Source organism: Shewanella spartinae, assembly GCF_019457555.1.
Taxonomy (GTDB): domain Bacteria; phylum Pseudomonadota; class Gammaproteobacteria; order Enterobacterales; family Shewanellaceae; genus Shewanella; species Shewanella loihica.
This window is the reverse complement of the sequence record NZ_CP080418.1, coordinates 4091594-4110815: the sequence shown is the minus strand read 5'-3', so window position 1 is coordinate 4110815 and position 19222 is coordinate 4091594. Positions and strand designations below refer to the sequence as shown.

8 protein-coding genes are annotated in these 19222 nt (G+C 54.4%); 7 read left to right on the top strand and 1 reads right to left on the bottom strand.

Annotated elements, in window-relative coordinates; genetic code table 11:
* Positions 1 to 62 precede the first annotated feature (62 nt).
* From aceE to K0I31_RS17715, 6 genes are all read left to right on the top strand, one after another.
* Positions 63 to 2729, top strand: coding sequence for a pyruvate dehydrogenase (acetyl-transferring), homodimeric type (gene aceE, locus K0I31_RS17740; protein WP_011867227.1), 2667 nt, complete (start codon positions 63 to 65; stop codon positions 2727 to 2729).
* Between the two features lie 11 nt (positions 2730 to 2740).
* On the top strand, positions 2741 to 4696 hold the full coding sequence (aceF, locus tag K0I31_RS17735; protein WP_220079229.1) for a pyruvate dehydrogenase complex dihydrolipoyllysine-residue acetyltransferase: 1956 nt from the start codon (positions 2741 to 2743) through the stop codon (positions 4694 to 4696).
* Between the two features lie 153 nt (positions 4697 to 4849).
* Positions 4850 to 6277 carry a dihydrolipoyl dehydrogenase gene (lpdA, locus tag K0I31_RS17730; protein ID WP_041509825.1) on the top strand — a complete coding sequence of 476 codons (1428 nt, stop codon included), beginning with the start codon at positions 4850 to 4852 and terminating at the stop codon, positions 6275 to 6277.
* A 142-nt stretch (positions 6278 to 6419) separates the two neighbouring features.
* Entirely contained in the window at positions 6420 to 10874 is a 4455-nt protein-coding gene (locus K0I31_RS17725) for an EAL domain-containing protein (protein ID WP_220079228.1), read from the top strand.
* A 95-nt stretch (positions 10875 to 10969) separates the two neighbouring features.
* On the top strand, positions 10970 to 13183 hold the full coding sequence (locus K0I31_RS17720; RefSeq protein ID WP_220079227.1) for a patatin-like phospholipase family protein: 2214 nt from the start codon (positions 10970 to 10972) through the stop codon (positions 13181 to 13183).
* Between the two features lie 131 nt (positions 13184 to 13314).
* Positions 13315 to 15369 carry a M13 family metallopeptidase gene (locus K0I31_RS17715; RefSeq protein WP_220079226.1) on the top strand — a complete coding sequence of 685 codons (2055 nt, stop codon included), beginning with the start codon at positions 13315 to 13317 and terminating at the stop codon, positions 15367 to 15369.
* Positions 15370 to 15456: 87 nt separating this feature from the next.
* On the opposite strand, the gene hxpB is transcribed toward K0I31_RS17715, so the two are convergent.
* A complete protein-coding gene (gene hxpB / locus K0I31_RS17710) occupies positions 15457 to 16128 on the bottom strand; it encodes a hexitol phosphatase HxpB (RefSeq protein ID WP_220079225.1) in 672 nt (223 codons plus the stop codon).
* Positions 16129 to 16541: 413 nt separating this feature from the next.
* Here hxpB and acnB point away from each other — a divergent pair, with 413 nt between their 5' ends.
* Positions 16542 to 19139 (top strand): bifunctional aconitate hydratase 2/2-methylisocitrate dehydratase, encoded by a 2598-nt coding sequence (gene acnB / locus K0I31_RS17705; protein WP_220043485.1) that lies wholly within the window; start codon positions 16542 to 16544, stop codon positions 19137 to 19139.
* The last annotated feature ends 83 nt before the right edge of the window (positions 19140 to 19222 follow it).

The following is a 19222-nucleotide window of genomic DNA, read 5'->3' as shown; positions in this document are numbered from 1 at the left end:
TCTAATCGCCACTTTTTATTATTCAATTCATACAATTAATGTATATAGGGAAGGACTGCGAAATGTCTGAACATATGCTGCAAGATTTAGATCCGTTAGAGACTCAAGAGTGGGTCGATTCATTACAAGCTGTATTAGAGCAAGAAGGTCCGGAACGTGCTCATTTTCTTCTTGAGAAGCTAATCGACAAGGCTCGTCGTAACGGTACACATCTGCCTTATAAGGCGACCACCGCCTACCTCAACACGATTCCTGCCGGTCAGGAACCTCATATGCCAGGTAACCAAGAGATGGAGCGTCGCATTCGCGCCATCATTCGTTGGAACGCCTTGGCCATGGTACTGCGTGGTTCGAAGAAAGATCTTGAGCTGGGTGGCCACATTTCCAGTTTTGCCTCTAGTGCAACCATTTACGATGTTTGCTTCAACCACTTCTTCCGTGCGCCAAACGAGAAGGATGGCGGTGACCTGGTTTACTTCCAGGGTCATATCGCTCCTGGTATCTATGCGCGCTCTTTCCTCGAAGGTCGCCTGACCGAAGATCAACTGGCTAACTTCCGTCAGGAAGTGGACGGTAAGGGTCTATCATCTTACCCGCACCCTAAGTTGATGCCTGACTACTGGCAGTTCCCAACAGTTTCTATGGGTCTGGGTCCTATCCAGGCTATCTATCAGGCACGTTTCCTGAAATACTTGACCGACCGTGGTCTGAAAGATTGCTCTGAGCAAACCGTATACTGCTTCCTGGGTGATGGTGAGTGTGACGAGCCAGAAACGCTAGGTGCTATCGGTCTGGCCGCTCGTGAAGAGCTGGACAACTTGGTCTTTATCGTTAACTGTAACCTGCAGCGTCTAGATGGTCCTGTACGTGGTAACGGCAAGATCATTCAAGAGCTTGAAGGCGAATTCCGCGGCGCTGGCTGGGAAGTGGCTAAGGTCATCTGGGGTCGCTACTGGGATCCGCTATTGGCTCGCGACACCAGCGGTAAGCTGCTGCAGCTGATGGAAGAAACCGTAGACGGCGAATACCAAAACTGTAAGGCCAAAGGTGGCGCTTATACCCGTGAGCACTTCTTCGGTAAGTACCCTGAAACCGCCGAGATGGTTGCTAACATGTCTGATGATGACATCTGGCGCCTCAACCGTGGTGGTCACGATCCAGTGAAGATCTATGCCGCGCTGCAACACGCTAAGAACACTAAGGGTCGTCCAACCGTAATCCTGGCGAAAACCGTTAAAGGTTATGGTTTGGGTGATGCCGGTGAAGGTAAGAACATCGCGCACAACGTTAAGAAGATGGACATCAGCGCCGTACGTTACTTCCGCGATCGCTTCAATATCCCGATCCCTGACGACAAGTTAGAAGAGATCCCTTTCTATCACCCAGGTCCAGATTCGGAAGAGGTGAAGTACCTGCAGGAACGCCGCGCCGCGCTGCACGGTTCTATGCCGGCTCGCCGTCAGAAGTTCTCTGAAGACCTCGAAGTGCCTTCACTAAAGATCTTCGACTCTATCCTCAAGGGCTCAAACGGTCGTGAGATCTCAAGCACAATGGCGTTCGTCCGTATTCTGACTGCGCTGCTGAAAGATAAGAAGATAGGTAAGAACATTGTCCCTATCATCCCAGATGAGGCGCGTACCTTCGGTATGGAAGGTCTGTTCCGTCAGGTGGGTATCTATGCTCACGAAGGACAAAAGTACGTACCACAAGACTCGGATCAGGTAGCTTACTACCGCGAAGATAAGTCTGGCCAGGTACTGCAAGAGGGTATCAACGAGCTAGGCGCCATGTCTTCTTGGGTGTCTGCGGCGACCAGCTACTCGGTCAACGATACGCCAATGATTCCGTTCTACATCTACTACTCTATGTTCGGTTTCCAACGTATTGGCGACATGGCATGGGCGGCAGGTGATATGCGCGCTCGCGGCTTCATGGTTGGTGGTACATCGGGCCGTACTACCCTGAACGGCGAAGGTCTGCAGCATCAGGACGGTCACAGCCACGTATTGGCTAACACTATTCCTAACTGTATCTCTTACGACCCAACTTATGGTTATGAGATCGCGGTTATCGTTCAAGACGGTATCCGTCGCATGTATGGCGAAAACCAAGAAGATATCTTCTACTACCTGACCACGATGAACGAAAACTATGTTCAGCCTGAGATGCCAGAGGGTGCCGAGGAAGGTATCGTCAAGGGTATCTACAAGCTGGAATCAGTTTCTGGTAGCGGCAAGGGTAAGGTACAGCTAATGGGCTGTGGCACCATCCTTGAACAAGTTCGTAAGGCGGCGCAGGCGCTGGCGAAAGACTTCGGTATCTCGTCAGACGTATTCAGCGTGACCAGCTTCAACGAGCTGACTCGCGACGGTCAGGCGGCAGAGCGTTACAACATGCTGCACCCAACCGAAACGCCTAAGCAGGCTTATATCAGCCAGGTGCTATCTAGCGATTCACCAGCCGTTGTTGCCACCGACTATATGAAGATATATGGCGAGCAGCTACGCGCATATGTTCCTACCGACTACAAGGTGCTGGGTACCGACGGTTTCGGCCGGAGTGACAGCCGCGAGAACCTGCGTCACCACTTCGAAGTGGATGCCAAGTTCATCGTGATCGCCGCACTGAAGTCGCTGGTTGACCGCAACGAGTTGCCAGTTGAAGTACTGTCGCAAGCAATTGCCGAGTACGGCATCGATGTTGACAAGATCAACCCACAGTTCGCGTAAGGGGATAGAGCATGGCTGAATTAAAAGAAGTTTTAGTCCCAGATATCGGTGGGGATGAAGTACAGGTTATCGAGATCTGTGCTGCGGTGGGCGATACTCTCGCCGCCGAAGAATCGATCATTACCGTTGAAAGCGACAAGGCGACCATGGATATTCCTGCGCCTTTCGCCGGTAAACTTGCCGAGATCAAGGTCGCGGTGGGCGATACCGTTTCTGAAGGTACACTTATCGCTATGATGGAAGCGGGTGAGGCGCAGGCCGCCGAGCCTGCACCTCCGGCAGCCGAAGTGACTCCAGCAGCACCGGCTACGCCTGCTCCGGCAGCGCCTGTTGCTGCGGCGCCTGCGTCAGCACAAGTGATTGAAGTGACAGTGCCGGATATCGGCGATGCTTCAGATGTCGACGTGATTGAAGTGCTGGTGGCCGTGGGCGACAGCATAGATGTCGACACCGGCCTTATCACCCTGGAAACCGACAAGGCGACCATGGAAGTACCAGCGCCAGCAGCCGGTGTGGTGAAAGAGATGAAAGTGGCCGTTGGTGACAAGGTCTCTCAAGGCTCTCTGGTTCTGATGCTTGAGGTGAGCGGCGGTGAAGCTGCGGCTCCTGCGGCAAGCGCGGCTCCAGCACCAAGCGCAGAGGCTGCGCCAGCGGCAGCTGCCAGCATCGAAGTGAAAGAGATCGCCGTGCCTGATATCGGCGACGCGTCTGACGTCGATGTTATCGAGGTATTGGTCGCTGCTGGTGATGTGATTGAGGCCGACCAAGGCCTGATCACCCTGGAAACCGACAAGGCCACCATGGAAGTGCCTGCACCGTTTGCCGGTAAGCTGGTTTCTGTGACCGTTAAGGTGGGTGACAAGGTTTCTCAGGGTAGCGTCATCGCGACCATAGAGACACAGTCGAGTGCGCCCGTTGCCGCTCCTGCTCCGGCAGCTGCTGCACCTGCGCCAGTTGCGCAAGCCAGCGCACCAGCGCCAGCGGCGAGCAAGCCGCCTGTGCCGCATCACCCAAGTGCCGGTAGCAAGCCGGTAACAGGTGCCGTGCACGCCTCGCCAGCGGTTCGCCGTCTGGCTCGCGAGTTTGGTGCAGACCTGACTCAGGTAACTGGTACTGGTCCTAAGGGACGTATTCTCAAGGAAGACGTTCAGGCCTTTATCAAGTATGAGCTGTCTCGTCCTAAAGCCTCTGCGGCCACTAGCGTGGGCGCCGGTGAGGGTGGTCTGCAGGTGATTGCAGCGCCCAAGGTTGATTTCGCTAAGTTTGGTGAAGTGGAAGAAGTACCACTGAGCCGTATCCAGAAGATCTCTGGACCTAACCTGCACCGTAACTGGGTCACCATTCCACACGTGACTCAGTTCGACGAAGCCGACATCACAGAGATGGAAGCCTTCCGTAAGCAGCAAAACGAGATCGCCGCCAAGCAGAAGACTGGCGTTAAGATCACGCCTCTGGTCTTCATGATGAAGGCGGTTGCCAAGACACTGCAGCAGTTCCCAGTGTTTAACGCCAGCCTGAGCGCCGACGGTGAGTCGCTGATCAAGAAGAAGTACTACCACATTGGTGTGGCGGTCGATACGCCAAACGGTCTGGTTGTGCCTGTGGTTCGTGATGTCGACAAGAAAGGCATCATAGAGCTGTCGGCCGAACTGATGGAGATCTCGGTTAAGGCCCGTGACGGCAAGCTTAAGGCGGCCGACATGCAAGGTAGCTGTTTCACCATCTCTAGCCTGGGTGGCATCGGCGGTACCGCGTTTACGCCTATCGTTAACTATCCTGATGTGGCGATCTTAGGGGTTTCTAAGTCTGAAATTAAACCTAAGTGGAATGGTAAAGAGTTCGAGCCTAAGTTAATGTTGCCGCTCTCTTTATCTTACGACCACCGTGTGATCGACGGCGCTATGGCGGCACGCTTCAGCGTGACCCTGTCAAGTATGCTGTCCGACATACGCACACTTATTTTGTAATGATGAAGGCTACTCACCATGAGTAGCCTTTTGTTTAACTCCTTGAAAGGTTAAAATGCGGCCACCTTACAAGAACTAACGTTCAAAAAGCTGGCGTCATAATGGGTTGGGCCGGAATTCCTCCCAACACAATGAGAAAGAATAGAGGAAAACATGAGTAACGAAATCAAAACTCAGGTAGTGGTTTTAGGTGCAGGCCCTGCAGGTTATTCAGCAGCATTCCGTGCTGCCGACTTAGGCCTGGAGACTGTTATCGTAGAACGTTTCAGCACCCTAGGTGGTGTGTGTCTGAACGTGGGTTGTATCCCATCTAAGGCACTGCTGCACGTTTCAAAGGTGATCGAAGAAGCTAAGGCTATCTCAAACCACGGTGTGGTGTTTGGCGAGCCACAGATCGATCTCGATAAGCTACGTGAGTTTAAGCAGAGTGTTATCAGCCAGCTGACCGGCGGTCTTGGCGGCATGTCTAAGATGCGTAAAGTGAACGTGGTTAACGGCCTGGGTAAGTTCACCGGTCCTAACACCATCGAAGTTGCCGGCGAAGACGGCGTGAAAGTGGTTCACTTCGAGCAAGCGATCATCGCTGCGGGTTCTCGTCCAATTCAACTGCCTTTCATTCCTCATGAAGATCCACGCATCTGGGATTCGACCGATGCGCTTGAGCTGAAAGAAGTGCCTGGTAAGCTGCTGGTCATGGGCGGCGGTATTATCGGTCTTGAGATGGGTACAGTATACTCATCACTGGGTAGTGAAATCGACGTGGTTGAGATGTTTGACCAGGTGATCCCTGCTGCCGATAAAGATATCGTTCGCGTTTACACCAAGAAGATCAAGAACAAGTTCAATCTGATCCTCGAGACCAAGGTGACTGCCGTTGAAGCGAAAGAAGACGGTATCTATGTCTCTATGGAAGGCAAGAAGGCACCGACTGAGCCAGTACGCTACGACGCAGTATTGGTTGCTATCGGCCGTACACCTAATGGTAAGCTGATCGACGCCGACAAGGCTGGCGTAAACATCGATGAGCGCGGTTTCATCAATGTCGACAAGCAGATGCGCACTAACGTGCCACACATCTATGCTATCGGTGACATCGTGGGTCAGCCTATGCTGGCACACAAAGGTGTGCATGAAGGTCACGTCGCCGCCGAGGTGATTGCTGGCATGAAGCACTACTTCGATCCTAAGGTGATCCCATCAATCGCTTACACAGATCCTGAAGTGGCTTGGGTTGGTCTGACCGAGAAAGAAGCCAAAGAGCAAGGCATCGCCTACGAGACAGCAAGCTTCCCATGGGCGGCGAGTGGTCGTGCAATCGCCTCTGATTGCTCAGACGGTATGACTAAGCTGATCTTCGATAAGGAAACTCATCGCGTGATCGGTGGTGCTATCGTGGGTGTTAACGGTGGCGAACTGCTGGGCGAGATCGGTCTGGCTATCGAGATGGGTTGTGATGCCGAAGATCTGGCACTGACCATCCACGCTCACCCAACACTGCATGAGTCTGTCGGTCTAGCGGCTGAGATCTACGAAGGTTCAATTACCGATTTGCCAAACCCTAAGGCAAAGAAGAAAAAGTAATTGCTTCTGAAATCCGAAAAAGCGCTCACTGAGCGCTTTTTTTTTGGCTGGCTAACTTATATATTATATTTTTGTAACAATAATAAGTTTCTCGCGCTATGCCCCAACCCCGTTGTGCTGTCTGTCTGAGATGGGATCCTCTATGAGTTTTACCCAGGCGTTACGCTTACTAGGCTGTTTGCTTTTCATGATTGGCTTTACCGCGCCAAGTATGGCGGGCGATCTGGTACAGAGGGTCTTTAGTGCGCGGGATGGCCTCAACAATGCCACGGTCAACGACATCAGCTTCGATGAGTATGGCTATACCTGGCTCTCCACCGAGCAGGGGCTGTACCGTATCAGCGATACCAAGGCGCGGCGTATCGACAAAGACGCCAACCATATCCGCCTCTCCGACGAATATATCTATCTCACCGAATCCCTGAGTAAGCAACATCTGCTGGTCAGCAGCTATGCCAACACCTATCTGTACGACATAGTCAAAGATGAGTTTGTCCAGCTGGGCAGCGACAAGCTGTTTCCCGAGTTTCATCCCAGCGGGCTGCAGGCGGTCACCCGCCAGAAAGATGGTAGCTATGTGCTGCTCAGCTATGTCGGCGAGCTGTACCGACTCGACTATAAGGCGATGACGCTCACCTTCATCAGCGCCTTGCCGAGCGACCCGGATATGCCCTGGTTCGTGCTGTCGCAATTTGGCGATGCCCAGCTGATCGTCGGTAAGAGCTATGAGCTGCAGCTTAGAGACAGCCTAGGGATGCTCAGAGGCATCTTCCCCTGGACCGAAGAGCAGGGCCAGATAAAGAACCTGTTCGAAGACAGAGCGGGGCGTTTGTGGCTGGGCTCGAGCAATGGCCTGTATCGTGTCTACCCAGATTCATTAACCCTGGAGAAGGTAGAGCAGATCCCCTTCTACGTGACCCAAATGGCTCAGGATAAGCTCGGCTTTCTCTGGCTGTCGGGGCGTGAGGGGCTGATCAAGTGGCACCCGGATACCCTTGAGATAAAGCACTTTAGCAATGAGCTGAAGCTGGCGGCGGATCTCGATTACATCTATGACCTGGCGGTGGACGATAACGACTTGGTCTGGGTCGGTGGCTCGGGTGATGGCCTGGCAATCATTGCCGACGATCCCGATTTCGTGCTGGACAACTTTAGCCGCAACGCCCCTTATCAGATTAGCAACGAGATGATTTGGGGTATCTTCGCCGAGCAAAATAAGCTGTGGTTGGGCACAGACAAGGGGCTTATCGAGGTCGATCGCGACGCCAAGAAGAGTGAGACCTACCTGCCCGATGAGATGGAGGTCAACGACAGCGTCTACACCGTGAGCGCGTTCGACAAGCAGCGTCTGCTGCTGGGCACCACCAATGGCCTGTTCATCTACGACAAGCAGGCGCGCAAGACCATGCGTTTCGCCGAGATCAGCGGCGGGCGCACCTCGCTCGAAAATAAGATGATCTACTTCAGCTACAAGGACCCTCTGATCACCTCGCGCTGGTGGTTCGTCACTGCCACGGGCCTGTTTTACTGGGACAAGGGAAGCCTGGAGCCGACTCGAATGCAGGTCAAGGGGGTCGACGGCACCCTGCATCAGATCCCGCTGCGTTCTATTTACCGGGCGGCCGACGGCAAGCTGTGGATCGGCGGTGAGAACCTGTTCGGCTATATCGATAGCAAGGGGCTCTTCTATTCCCGCATCGACCTGTTCGCCGATGATAACATCTCAGTCGACGTCAGCTATATCAAAGAGGTGGATTCGGGCGTGCTCTGGCTCGGTACCTCGCCCAAGGGGCTGGTGGAGTATCACCCTAAGACGGGCCTGACCTATTTCCTCACCGACAACTGGCAGGTGGAGTGTAGCTCAGTCTATTTCATCGAGCAGTTGCCGGGCTATCGGGTACTTGGCTGTGCCAACTCCCTGGTGAGACAAGATCTCACCACCGGCGGGATCACGGTTATCGAGAAGCAGGACGGACTGATCAGTCACGAGCTCAACGATGGCGCCGCCTTCTATGAGCCAGGCGCCGGCCTCTATGTCGGTAGCCCTGATGGGGTGGCCTTGGTGGATGTGCCCCAGATGCGTAACCGCCTGGCGGAAGATGGCATCATGATGGAATCTGTCTCCGTATTCTACGAGGACAACACGGAGACCAAGCTGGTGCCCGAGGCGGGCATGCTGATAAAACCCGGTGCGCGCCTGATCAGTTTCCAGCTGACCAGTCTCGACTATCTGACCGATATTCCGTTTCAGCTGCAGTATCGTCTTCGCCGCGGCAAGGCCTCCGAGGAGAGCAAGTACTTACAGCTAATGGGCCAGTCCCAAGTCAACGTTTCGGGCCTCAAGGATGGCCACTACACCTTAGACATTCTCAGTGAACAAAATGGCGTCTGGTCGCAGACCCCCTATTCGTTCAGCTTCGTGGTCGAAGATTACTGGTGGAACTACGACTGGTTCAGAGGCTTGCTGCTGCTCTCGCTGCTGCTGGTGGGGCTCTACTTCCTGCTGCTGCGTCAGAAACAGATAGGCGCCTTCAGACGGGTCAACAAAAAGCTCAAGGAGAGCGAGGACAGGCTGCGACAATCCCTGCGGGGCAGTGACTCAGAGCTGTGGGAGTGGCACAGCGAGAGCGAAACCTTCCTGCTGGAAAACCGTGGGGGCTATTTCCCCGACAGGGGCGATGCCTTCGAGCTTAAGATGGATGAGTTCCCCATCTATGCCGATGACCAGGAAAAGGTATTTACCGCCTGGAAACGCCTGCTCTCCAAGCAGGATGACAGGTTGGATGTGGATTATCGTTACCGCCGCCCCGACGAGTCTTGGGGCTGGACCCGGGTACGCGGCCGTGCATTGGAGTTCGATCCCGTTAGCGGCCGGGTGAAGAAGGTCGCCGGTATCTACACTGACATTACTACGCAGCGAATGCTGGAAGATGACGTTAAGCTGCTGGCCCAGGCGTTTGCCAACACCTCGGAAGGGGTGCTGATCTTAGACGCCGATGAGCGGGTGAGGGTCTCGAACAAGGCGGCCCAGTCGATTCTGGGGATGAGCGCCGATGATCTTATCGACAGATACTTTGCTCAGCTGGTTCACAGCAGCGAAGACAGGAGCGATGAGATCAACATCCTGCTGGAGCAGGGCATCACCTGGACCGGCGAGCACGAGTTTCAGTGCGCCGAGGGGCTTATCTGCCCCGTGTGGCTGAACCTGTCCACCATGAAAGATGATCGCGGCAACATCAGCCATTATGTGGCGGTGTTCTCCGATATCACAGAGCGCAAACAGACGGAGGCGGACCTGCGCCGCCTGGCCAACTACGACGTGCTGACCGGCTTGCCCAATCGTTCCCTGTTCGCCGCGCGCCTGGCTAAGTGTATCCACCGCGCCGAGCAGACCGAAGATAAGCTGGCACTGATCTTCCTCGACCTAGATCGCTTCAAGAACGTCAACGACTCCTATGGCCACAGCATGGGCGACGCCCTGCTGGTGGAGGCCGCTAGCCGTTTGCAATCCTGCGTGAGTGAAAACCACACCCTCTGTCGCTTCGGTGGCGATGAGTTTGTGATTTTGATGCGCGACATGGTGGACATCGACGAGGTCAACCATCTGTGTGAGGCGCTGATCCGTCAGATAGAGAAGCCGTTCGAGCTCTATGGTCGTGAGTTTTTCATCTCCACCAGTATCGGGGTCAGCCTGTGGCCGGATGATGCCAAGCAGCCCGAGGTGTTGATCAAGAACGCCGATCAGGCCATGTACCACGCCAAGGAAGAGGGGCGCGGTAACTTCCAATACTTCTCGGCCGAGCGTAACGCCGAGGCCCTGTATCACCTCAAGTTAGAGGCCGAGCTGCGTAAGGCGATGGACAGGCAGGAGTTTGAGCTCTACTTCCAGCCGCAGATCGATATCCTCAAAGACGACAAGGTGGTGGGCATGGAGGCGCTGCTGCGCTGGCATCACCCCAAGGAAGGTTATATCCGTCCCGATATCTTTATCCGGGTGGCGGAGTCATGCGGCCTGATCATTGAAATCGACCGCTGGGTGATCAAACAGGCCTGTCTGCAGGGCGCTAAGTGGGCTGAGCATTTCGGCGACGAGTTGAAACTGTCGGTCAACGTCTCTGCGGTGCACTTCAGGCAACCCGACTTTATTCAAGACGTACAGCAGGCGCTCAAGGAGTCTGGCATGCCGGCTAAGATGCTGGGGCTGGAGATCACCGAAGGCGTCTTGATGAAAGAGCTGCATGTGGCCAAAGATCACCTTAAGGCGCTGCGGGAGATCGGCATAGAGGTCGCGATCGACGATTTCGGTACCGGCTACTCGTCGCTTGCCTATCTGCGCAGCTTCGATGTCAGCACGCTCAAGATCGACCGCTCCTTCCTGATCGATATCGCCACTAACGAGGCGGATCAGGCGATCGCCAGCAGTATCATAGAGCTGGCCCGTAACCTCAAGCTGAAGGTGGTGGCCGAAGGGGTGGAGACCCAGGAGCAGTTAGAGCAGGTCTTTAGTCGTGGCTGTTACATCATTCAGGGCTACTATTTTGCCAAGCCGATGACCATAGATGAGTTTGAGAAATACCTCTACATCAAGTCTCAGTAGCGGCATTTTCATCGCGTGATAGTGCAAACTTTCTTGTTTTTTAAAAGGTTTGCTAGAATATCTTGTCCCTCTTTTCAAAGGAAGATGCACCGCCGATGATGAAACCTTTTCTATTCTCTTTGCTGCTGACAAGCCTCTCAGCCCCAGCCCTGAGCGAAGAACGCCCCAAGATAGGTCTGGCGCTCAGCGGTGGCGGTGCCAAGGGGGCGGCCCATATCGCCGTGCTTAAGGCGCTGGAGACAGAGCATATTCCCGTCGACTACATTGCCGGGACCAGTATAGGCGCCTATGTGGGCGGCATGTATGCTCTGGGCTATAGCGCGGAAGAGATCGAAGAGATCATGATGGGTTCCAACTGGAATGCCGGCTATTCGGATACCATTCCCCGCGCCGCCCTCAGCTATCGCGGTAAGCAGCAGCGGGACAGATTCAATATTCCTATCAATATTGGCTACAGCGACAAAGAGGTGAAGGTGCCTAACGGTCTGCTGCGCGGCCAGTCTATGTCTATCTTGCTGCAACACTCGACAGATCTGGTACACAAGTTCGAGCACTTCGATGAGCTGCCGATTCCCTATCGCGCCGTGGCGACCGACCTCGAGACCAGCGGCGCCGTGGTGATCGACAGCGGCAGCTTGGTGGATGCCATGCAGGCCTCGGCCACCGTACCTGGCGCGTTGCAGGCGGCCCAGTATAAGGGACGCATTATCGTCGACGGTGGTATCGCCAACAACATGCCGGTGGATGTGGTCAAGGCCATGGGCGCCGACATCGTCATCGCCGTGGATATCGGTTCCTCATTGGTAAAGCGGGATCAGCTGGAGAGCACGGTGGCGGTACTCAATCAGCTGTCGACCATGCTGACCAATGCCAGCACAGAGCGGCAGAAACAGCTGCTGACGGAGCAAGATATTTTGATCCGCCCCGAGGTGGGCGAGCTCAGCACCACAGATTTTGCCATTATGCCCGAGGCCTATCGTCTGGGTGAGGTGGCGGTGAAGGAGCAGCTGGGCAGACTCAAGCAACTGGCCGTGACGCCTGAGCAATACACCGCCTACCAGGCCCACAAGGATGCCGCCAGCGTCGGCTGGCTCTACAACCTGTCGCGCCCCGTGGTTGCCATACGTTTCGACAACAACTCTAAGGTGAGCGAGAAGCTGCTGGCAGAGACCCTGGGCATAGAGCCGGGTGAGGTGGTCGATAAGGCGAAACTGGAGAAGGGGATCAACAGTGTCTATGCCTTGGATAAATTCGAGCGGGTTAACGCCGAGTTTGTCGATACCGAAGAGGGGCGGATACTGATACTGCAGACCCGGGCCAAGTCCTGGGGGCCTAATTATTTTCAGCTCGGATTCAGCTGGGAAGACGATCTTGCCTTGCATACGGCGGTTGCGCTTGATCTGGCCTACACCATGACAGATATCACCGCCTATGGCGGCGAGTGGCGCAACGAGCTGCGTCTGGGCTATGAGAAGCTGCTCTCCTCTGAGCTATATGTGCCGCTGGACTCCGACCAGAACTATTTCACCCGCGCCGAGGTGGGCTATGAGAAGAAAGACTGGACCCTGTATGAGGGCAACAACTTTTTCTTGGAGCTCAATCAGGTCAAGTATCACGCGGAGATGGGCATTGGCTTCAACTACGTCAAGGAAGGGCTGGTGGAACTGGGTCTGGTGGGCGACACCGGCTACCTAGAAAATGCCATTCTTGATGGCCGTGCCGATTTTAGCTCCTACGGCGCCTATCTGAAATTTGGCTTCGATGACCTGGACAGCATTAGCTTTCCGACCTCGGGTAACCGCGTCACGGTCAACATGTACTATCGCCGTGAGCACTCGCCCGAAATTTTTGGGGAAGATCCGTCCGATACCTCATTCCAGATCACGGCCGATTGGCGCGGCGCCCTGAGTGTCGGCAATCATGCCTTCGTGGGTAAGGCCTCGCTGGCGACAGTTGATAAGGAGCGCGGCTTCAGCGTCAACGTCTCAGAATTGGGGGGCTTCCTCAACCTGTCGGGCTACCACAGAAATGCCTTGGTCGGGCCTCACAAGGTGTTCGGCGCCTTTATCTATCAATACGATCTGGGCCGGGACGTGCTGGGCATGACTGACTATCCCCTCTATCTGGGGGCCAGTCTCGAGGCGGGTAACGTCTGGTCGATCCGCGACAGCGTCAGCCTGAATGATCTCATCTATGGCGGCAGCCTCTATCTGGGGACAGATACCGCCATAGGACCGGCGGCTATCGGTTATGGCTGGACAGACGATGGCGAAAATACCGTCTTCCTCTTCCTGGGTAAAAACTGGTAGGCCGTTTAGTGCGTCATACAAAGTTACAAAATCGCCCTACAGTCGAGCAGGCTGGGGTGTTAGTGTGTCATTCGCAATGGTTTAACCAACCTGAAGATAAACAATAAAGCGTAAAAACCGGGGAATTCGAGATGAAAAAAGTCAGTCATTTGGCATTAGCCGTGGCGTTGGGCTTGGGCCTAGGCGCCTGTGGTAGCCATGACACCACTCAGGTAGAGAGTGTACAAGCGACAAAGGTGTCGGGCGTTGAGAAGGAAAACTTCGACACTCAGGTGCGTCATCAGGACGATTTCTATTACAGCGTTAACGGTCACTGGTTGGCGAACACGCCGATCCCTGCCGACAAGTCTAACTACGGCGCCTTCTCTGTGCTGTATGAGCAGAGCCAGAATGCCCTGAAAGAGATCATCGACGAAGTGGCAGCCATGCCAAACAAGGCCGAAGGCTCTAACGAGCAGAAGGTGGGTGACTTCTACGCCAGTTACATGAATACCGACCTGGTCGAGCAGCTGGGTGTGACGCCGATTAAGGCGCCTATGGCGGAGATCGCTGGCCTCAAGAGCCATCAAGACGTTGCCAACCAGATGGGTAAGCTGCTGGTCTCTGGCGTGCAGATGCCACTGGGCTTCTATGTGAACAACGATGCCAAGAAGTCGACCCAGTATGGCGTCTACTTCTACCAGTCTGGCCTGACCCTGCCGGATCGTGACTACTACCTGAAAGACGATGCTAAGTTCGTGGCCAACCGCGCCGCGCTGCAGAGCTATGTGACGGATCTGTTGGCTGCTGCCGGTTACGCGAATGCCAAGCGCGCCGCGAACAACGTTGCCGAGATCGAGCGCTTCCTGGCCGAGAGCCAGTGGACGCGCACCGAGTCACGTGACGCCAACAAGAGCTACAACAAGATGGATATCGCTGGCCTGCAGAAGACAGTCAGCAACTTCGATTATTCACAGTTTGCTAACGGCGCCGACATGAACAAGGTCACCGAGGTGATCGTGCGTCAGCCCTCTTTCTTCGAGAAGTTTGGCAAGCAATTTAACCAGTTCAGTGTCGAGCAGTGGCAAGACTACCTGATGTTCCACCTGGTGGACAGCTCCGCCGAGCTGCTGAACAAGCAGATGGTCGATCTTCACTTCGCCTTTCACAGCAAGACGCTGATGGGCATCGAAGAGCAGAAGCCGCGCTGGAAAAAAGCGGTAGATGCTGCGGATCAGGTGATCGGTGAGCTGGTAGGTCAAGAGTACGTTAAGCGTCACTTTAAGCCAGAAGCCAAGGCGCGCATGGAGAAGATGATCCATAACCTGATCAAGGGCTTCGAGGTCAGTATCAACGAGCTCGAGTGGATGACGCCTGAGACTAAGGTGGCGGCGCAAGAGAAGCTGTCTAAGTTCAACTACAAGATCGGCTACCCAGACAAGTGGAAAGATTACACAGATCTGAGCATCAAGGCCGATGATCTCGTGGGTAACTATCTGCGTTACGCTCACTTCGAATACAAGACCATGCTGGACAAGCTAGGTAAGCCAATCGATCGCACCGAGTGGCACATGACGCCGCAGACGGTTAACGCATACTACAGCCCTGTGATGAACGAGATCGTCTTCCCGGCCGCTATCCTGCAGCCGCCGTTCTTCAACATGGATGCCGACGATGCGATCAACTATGGTGGCATCGGCGCTGTGATCGGCCACGAGATCAGCCATGGTTTCGATGACCAGGGCGCCAAGTATGATGGCGACGGCAACCTGAGAGACTGGTGGTCTGACAAAGACAGAGAAGAGTTCAAGAAGCGCGGTGCTCAGCTCAGCGCCCAATACTCTGGTTATGAAGCCCTGCCGGGTAAGTTTGTAAACGGTGACCTCACACTAGGTGAGAACATCGGCGACCTGGGCGGTCTGACTGTGGCGGCGCGCTCTTATCAGCTGAGCCTAAACGGTAAAGAAGCGCCAGTGATCGATGGCCTGACCGGCGAGCAGCGTCTGTTCATCGGCTGGTCACAGGTATGGCGTCGTAACTATCGCGACGAAGAGCTGGGACGTCGTCTGTTGACCGACCCGCACTCACCAAGCCATTTCCGTGCCATGGGTACGCCGCGTAACATCCCAGCCTTCTACGAGGCGTTCGATGTTAAGGCGGGCGACAAGATGTACCTGAGCGAAGAAGATCGCGTGAAGATCTGGTAATCCCAGACTTTAACAAAAGTACAATCTAAACAAACGAAAGCCCATCCTAGGATGGGCTTTTTGTTGTCTGAACCCCTCTATTTACAGCTAATTAGCGGTGCATTGTGCCAGGTAGTCGGCGAACTCATCGAGACTGGCGAGCTGCTGGTGGGCGGCTGCCCATCTGGCCTGGCTCGCCTCATGGGGCGCCGGGATCACCACAGTATGCATGTTGGCGGCCCTGGCGGCGATCAGGCCGTTGAAGGAGTCTTCTATCGCCAGGCATTGTGAAGGCGCCACGCCTAGGGCCTTGGCGCAGTTGAGGTACACCTCTGGGTGGGGTTTGCCCAGGGCCAGCGTCTCGGCGCTCTCGATGGAATCGAACAGCTCTCTGATGGCCAGCTTCTGCATCACGGCATCGATCAAAAGCATCGGCGATGAGGTTGCCAGGCCAAGCTTGAGTCCCCTTTGTTTGCAGGCTTTGAGCGCCTCCTTGACGCCGGACATCGCCTCGCCGTGACTCAGGATCTCTCCGGCCACTTGCGTGACTATCGCCTCGGCGGTCGCCTCATTGTCATAGCCTTCCCAAGGGTGGCGTCGATACCAGTACTCGACTACTTGGTCGATGCGCAGCCCTGTGGTCTGCTCGGTATCGCTGAGGCTGATGGGTAGCCCCAGCTGGCTCAGCACCTTGTATTCGGCGGCCTGCCAACTCGGCTCGGAATCGATAAGCACCCCATCCATATCGAAGATGACCGCCGCTAAATTTATTTGGCTCATGGTTATGGCTCTTGCTGCTTCATATTGATTGAGAAAGTGGAATATTATGCGGATTCTTCGGGTATTTACGAGTCTCCAGGCAATTTTTTTGTGCGATTTTTTCTCAGGAGAGAGCAGGGTTTATGCGTTTGGAATGAATTTGTGTTGCCTTTGAAATTTATTGTATTTCAAATGCTTAATTTGTTATTCAAACTATTGTCTAATTTCATTTGTTTCAGGGCTGCGCTAATTTGCTGGGCACCCTAGGAAATCCCGGTAATTTCTCACTTCTAAGAGTGTGATCTGATTCATACTTTTGCAAAGCTGTAGTATAATGCGGCCGGAAATACGGGTTGAGCCTGCTTGACTGTGAGCTTCAGAATTGAAGACGTGCAGTTTCGCTGTTAGAACGCCAAACAAAGAGGAATGTTGCCGTGCTAGAAGCATATCGTAAACACGTCGCAGAACGTGCTGCAGAGGGCGTAGTCCCTAAGCCACTAGATGCCCATCAAGTGGCCGAATTAATCGAATTAGTTAAGAATCCACCTGCGGGTGAAGAGGAGTTCATCCTCGACCTGCTGGAAAACAGAATTCCACCAGGTGTTGACGAAGCGGCCTATGTGAAAGCCGGTTTCCTCGATGCGGTTGCCAAAGGTGAGGCAACATCTCCTATCCTGTCTGCGGCGCGCGCCGTTGAGCTACTGGGTACCATGCAGGGCGGTTACAACATCGAGCCGCTGATTGCGCAGCTCGACAATGACGCTCAGGCACCATTGGCGGTTAAGGCACTGTCAAACACCCTGTTGATGTTCGATGCCTACCACGATGTGGTTGAGAAGATGCAAGCGGGCAACGCTCACGCTAAGCAAGTGGTTGAGTCTTGGGCGAACGCCGAGTGGTTCCTCAGCCGTCCTAAGCTGGCCGACAAGGTTACCCTGACCGTATTCAAGGTGACGGGTGAAACCAACACAGACGATCTGTCACCAGCACCCGATGCCTGGTCTCGTCCAGATATTCCACTGCACGCCCTGGCGATGCTGAAAAACGCGCGCGACGGCATAGTGCCAGACGAAGCGGGCGTGAAAGGCCCGATCAATGAGATCGAAGCCCTGAAACAGAAGGGTCATCCACTGGTTTATGTGGGCGACGTTGTGGGTACAGGTTCTTCACGTAAGTCTGCGACCAACTCTGTACTTTGGTTCATGGGCGACGATATCCCATTCGTACCTAACAAGCGTGCCGGTGGTTTCTGTCTAGGCGGCAAGATCGCGCCAATCTTCTTCAACACTATGGAAGATGCCGGTGCACTGCCAATCGAGCTAGACGTCAGCAAGATGAACATGGGCGATGTGATCGACATCTACCCATACGAAGGCGTGGTTAAGCTACATGGCAGCGACGAAGTGATCTCTGAGTTCAAGCTTAAGACTGATGTGCTGCTTGACGAAGTACGTGCCGGTGGCCGTATTCCGCTGATCATCGGTCGTGGTCTGACAGATCGCGCTCGTGAGACCCTGGGTCTACCAGCATCTGACGTATTCGTACGTCCACAAGATGTGGCCGATTCTGGCAAGGGTTACACCCTGGCACAGAAGATGGTGGGTAAGGCATGCGGCGTAGCCGGTGTGCGTCCTGGCCAATACTGTGAGCCTAAGATGACTTCTGTGGGTTCACAAGACACCACAGGTCCTATGACGCGTGACGAGTTGAAAGACTTGGCATGTCTTGGCTTCAGCGCCGACCTGACCATGCAGTCATTCTGTCACACTGCCGCTTATCCTAAGCCAGTTGACGTGAACACTCACCACACGCTACCTGACTTCATCATGAACCGTGGCGGTGTGTCGCTGCGTCCAGGTGACGGCGTTATCCACTCTTGGCTAAACCGTATGCTGCTGCCTGATACCGTAGGTACAGGTGGTGACTCGCATACTCGTTTCCCAATCGGTATCTCTTTCCCAGCGGGTTCTGGTCTGGTGGCTTTCGCCGCAGCGACCGGTGTGATGCCACTGGATATGCCTGAATCTATCTTGGTTCGCTTCAAGGGCGAAATGCAGCCTGGTATCACACTACGTGACCTGGTACATGCGATTCCGCACAAGGCGATCGAAATGGGTCTACTGACCGTTGAAAAGAAAGGCAAGATCAACGCCTTCTCTGGTCGTATCCTGGAGATCGAAGGTCTTGAGAAGCTGAAGGTTGAGCAGGCATTCGAACTGTCTGATGCCTCTGCCGAGCGTAGTGCTGCCGGTTGTACCATCAAGCTGGACAAAGAGCCTATCATCGAATACCTCAACTCTAATATCGTGATGTTGAAGTGGATGATCGCCGAAGGTTACGGTGACCGTCGCACCATCGAGCGTCGTATCGCCGCGATGGAAGAGTGGTTGGCTAACCCAGAGCTGATGGCTGCTGATGCTGATGCAGAATACGCCGAAGTGATCGAGATCGATCTGAACGAGATCAAAGAGCCTATCCTGTGTGCACCAAACGATCCAGATGATGCCGTGCTCCTGTCTCAGGTGAAAGACACTCAGATCGACGAGGTGTTCGTGGGTTCTTGTATGACTAACATCGGCCACTTCCGTGCAACCGGTAAGATGCTGGACAAGTTCGCTAAGACGCTACCAACCCGTTTGTGGATCGCACCACCAACTAAGATGGACCGTGATCAACTGACAGAAGAGGGTTACTACGCCATCTTCGGTCGTGTCGGTGCACGTATCGAGATCCCAGGTTGTTCTCTGTGTATGGGTAACCAGGCACGTGTTGCCGAGGGGGCAACGGTAGTATCTACCTCTACCCGTAACTTCCCGAACCGTCTGGGTACCGGCGCAAACGTCTACCTGGCGTCTGCCGAGCTGGCCGCGGTTGCCGCGCTGTTGGGTCGTCTGCCAAGCGTTGAAGAGTATCAAGAGTACGCCAAAGAGATCGATGCTACTGCAGCCGATACTTACCGTTACCTGAACTTCGACCAGATCGATTCATACACACAAAAAGCGGGCGAAGTGATCTTCCAGTCTGCCGTGTAATCGGAATTGATAACGCGAAAAGGCCAGCTGATTAGCTGGCCTTTTTTATGTCTGCGCTATTGTATGTCAGCGATAGGGAAAGT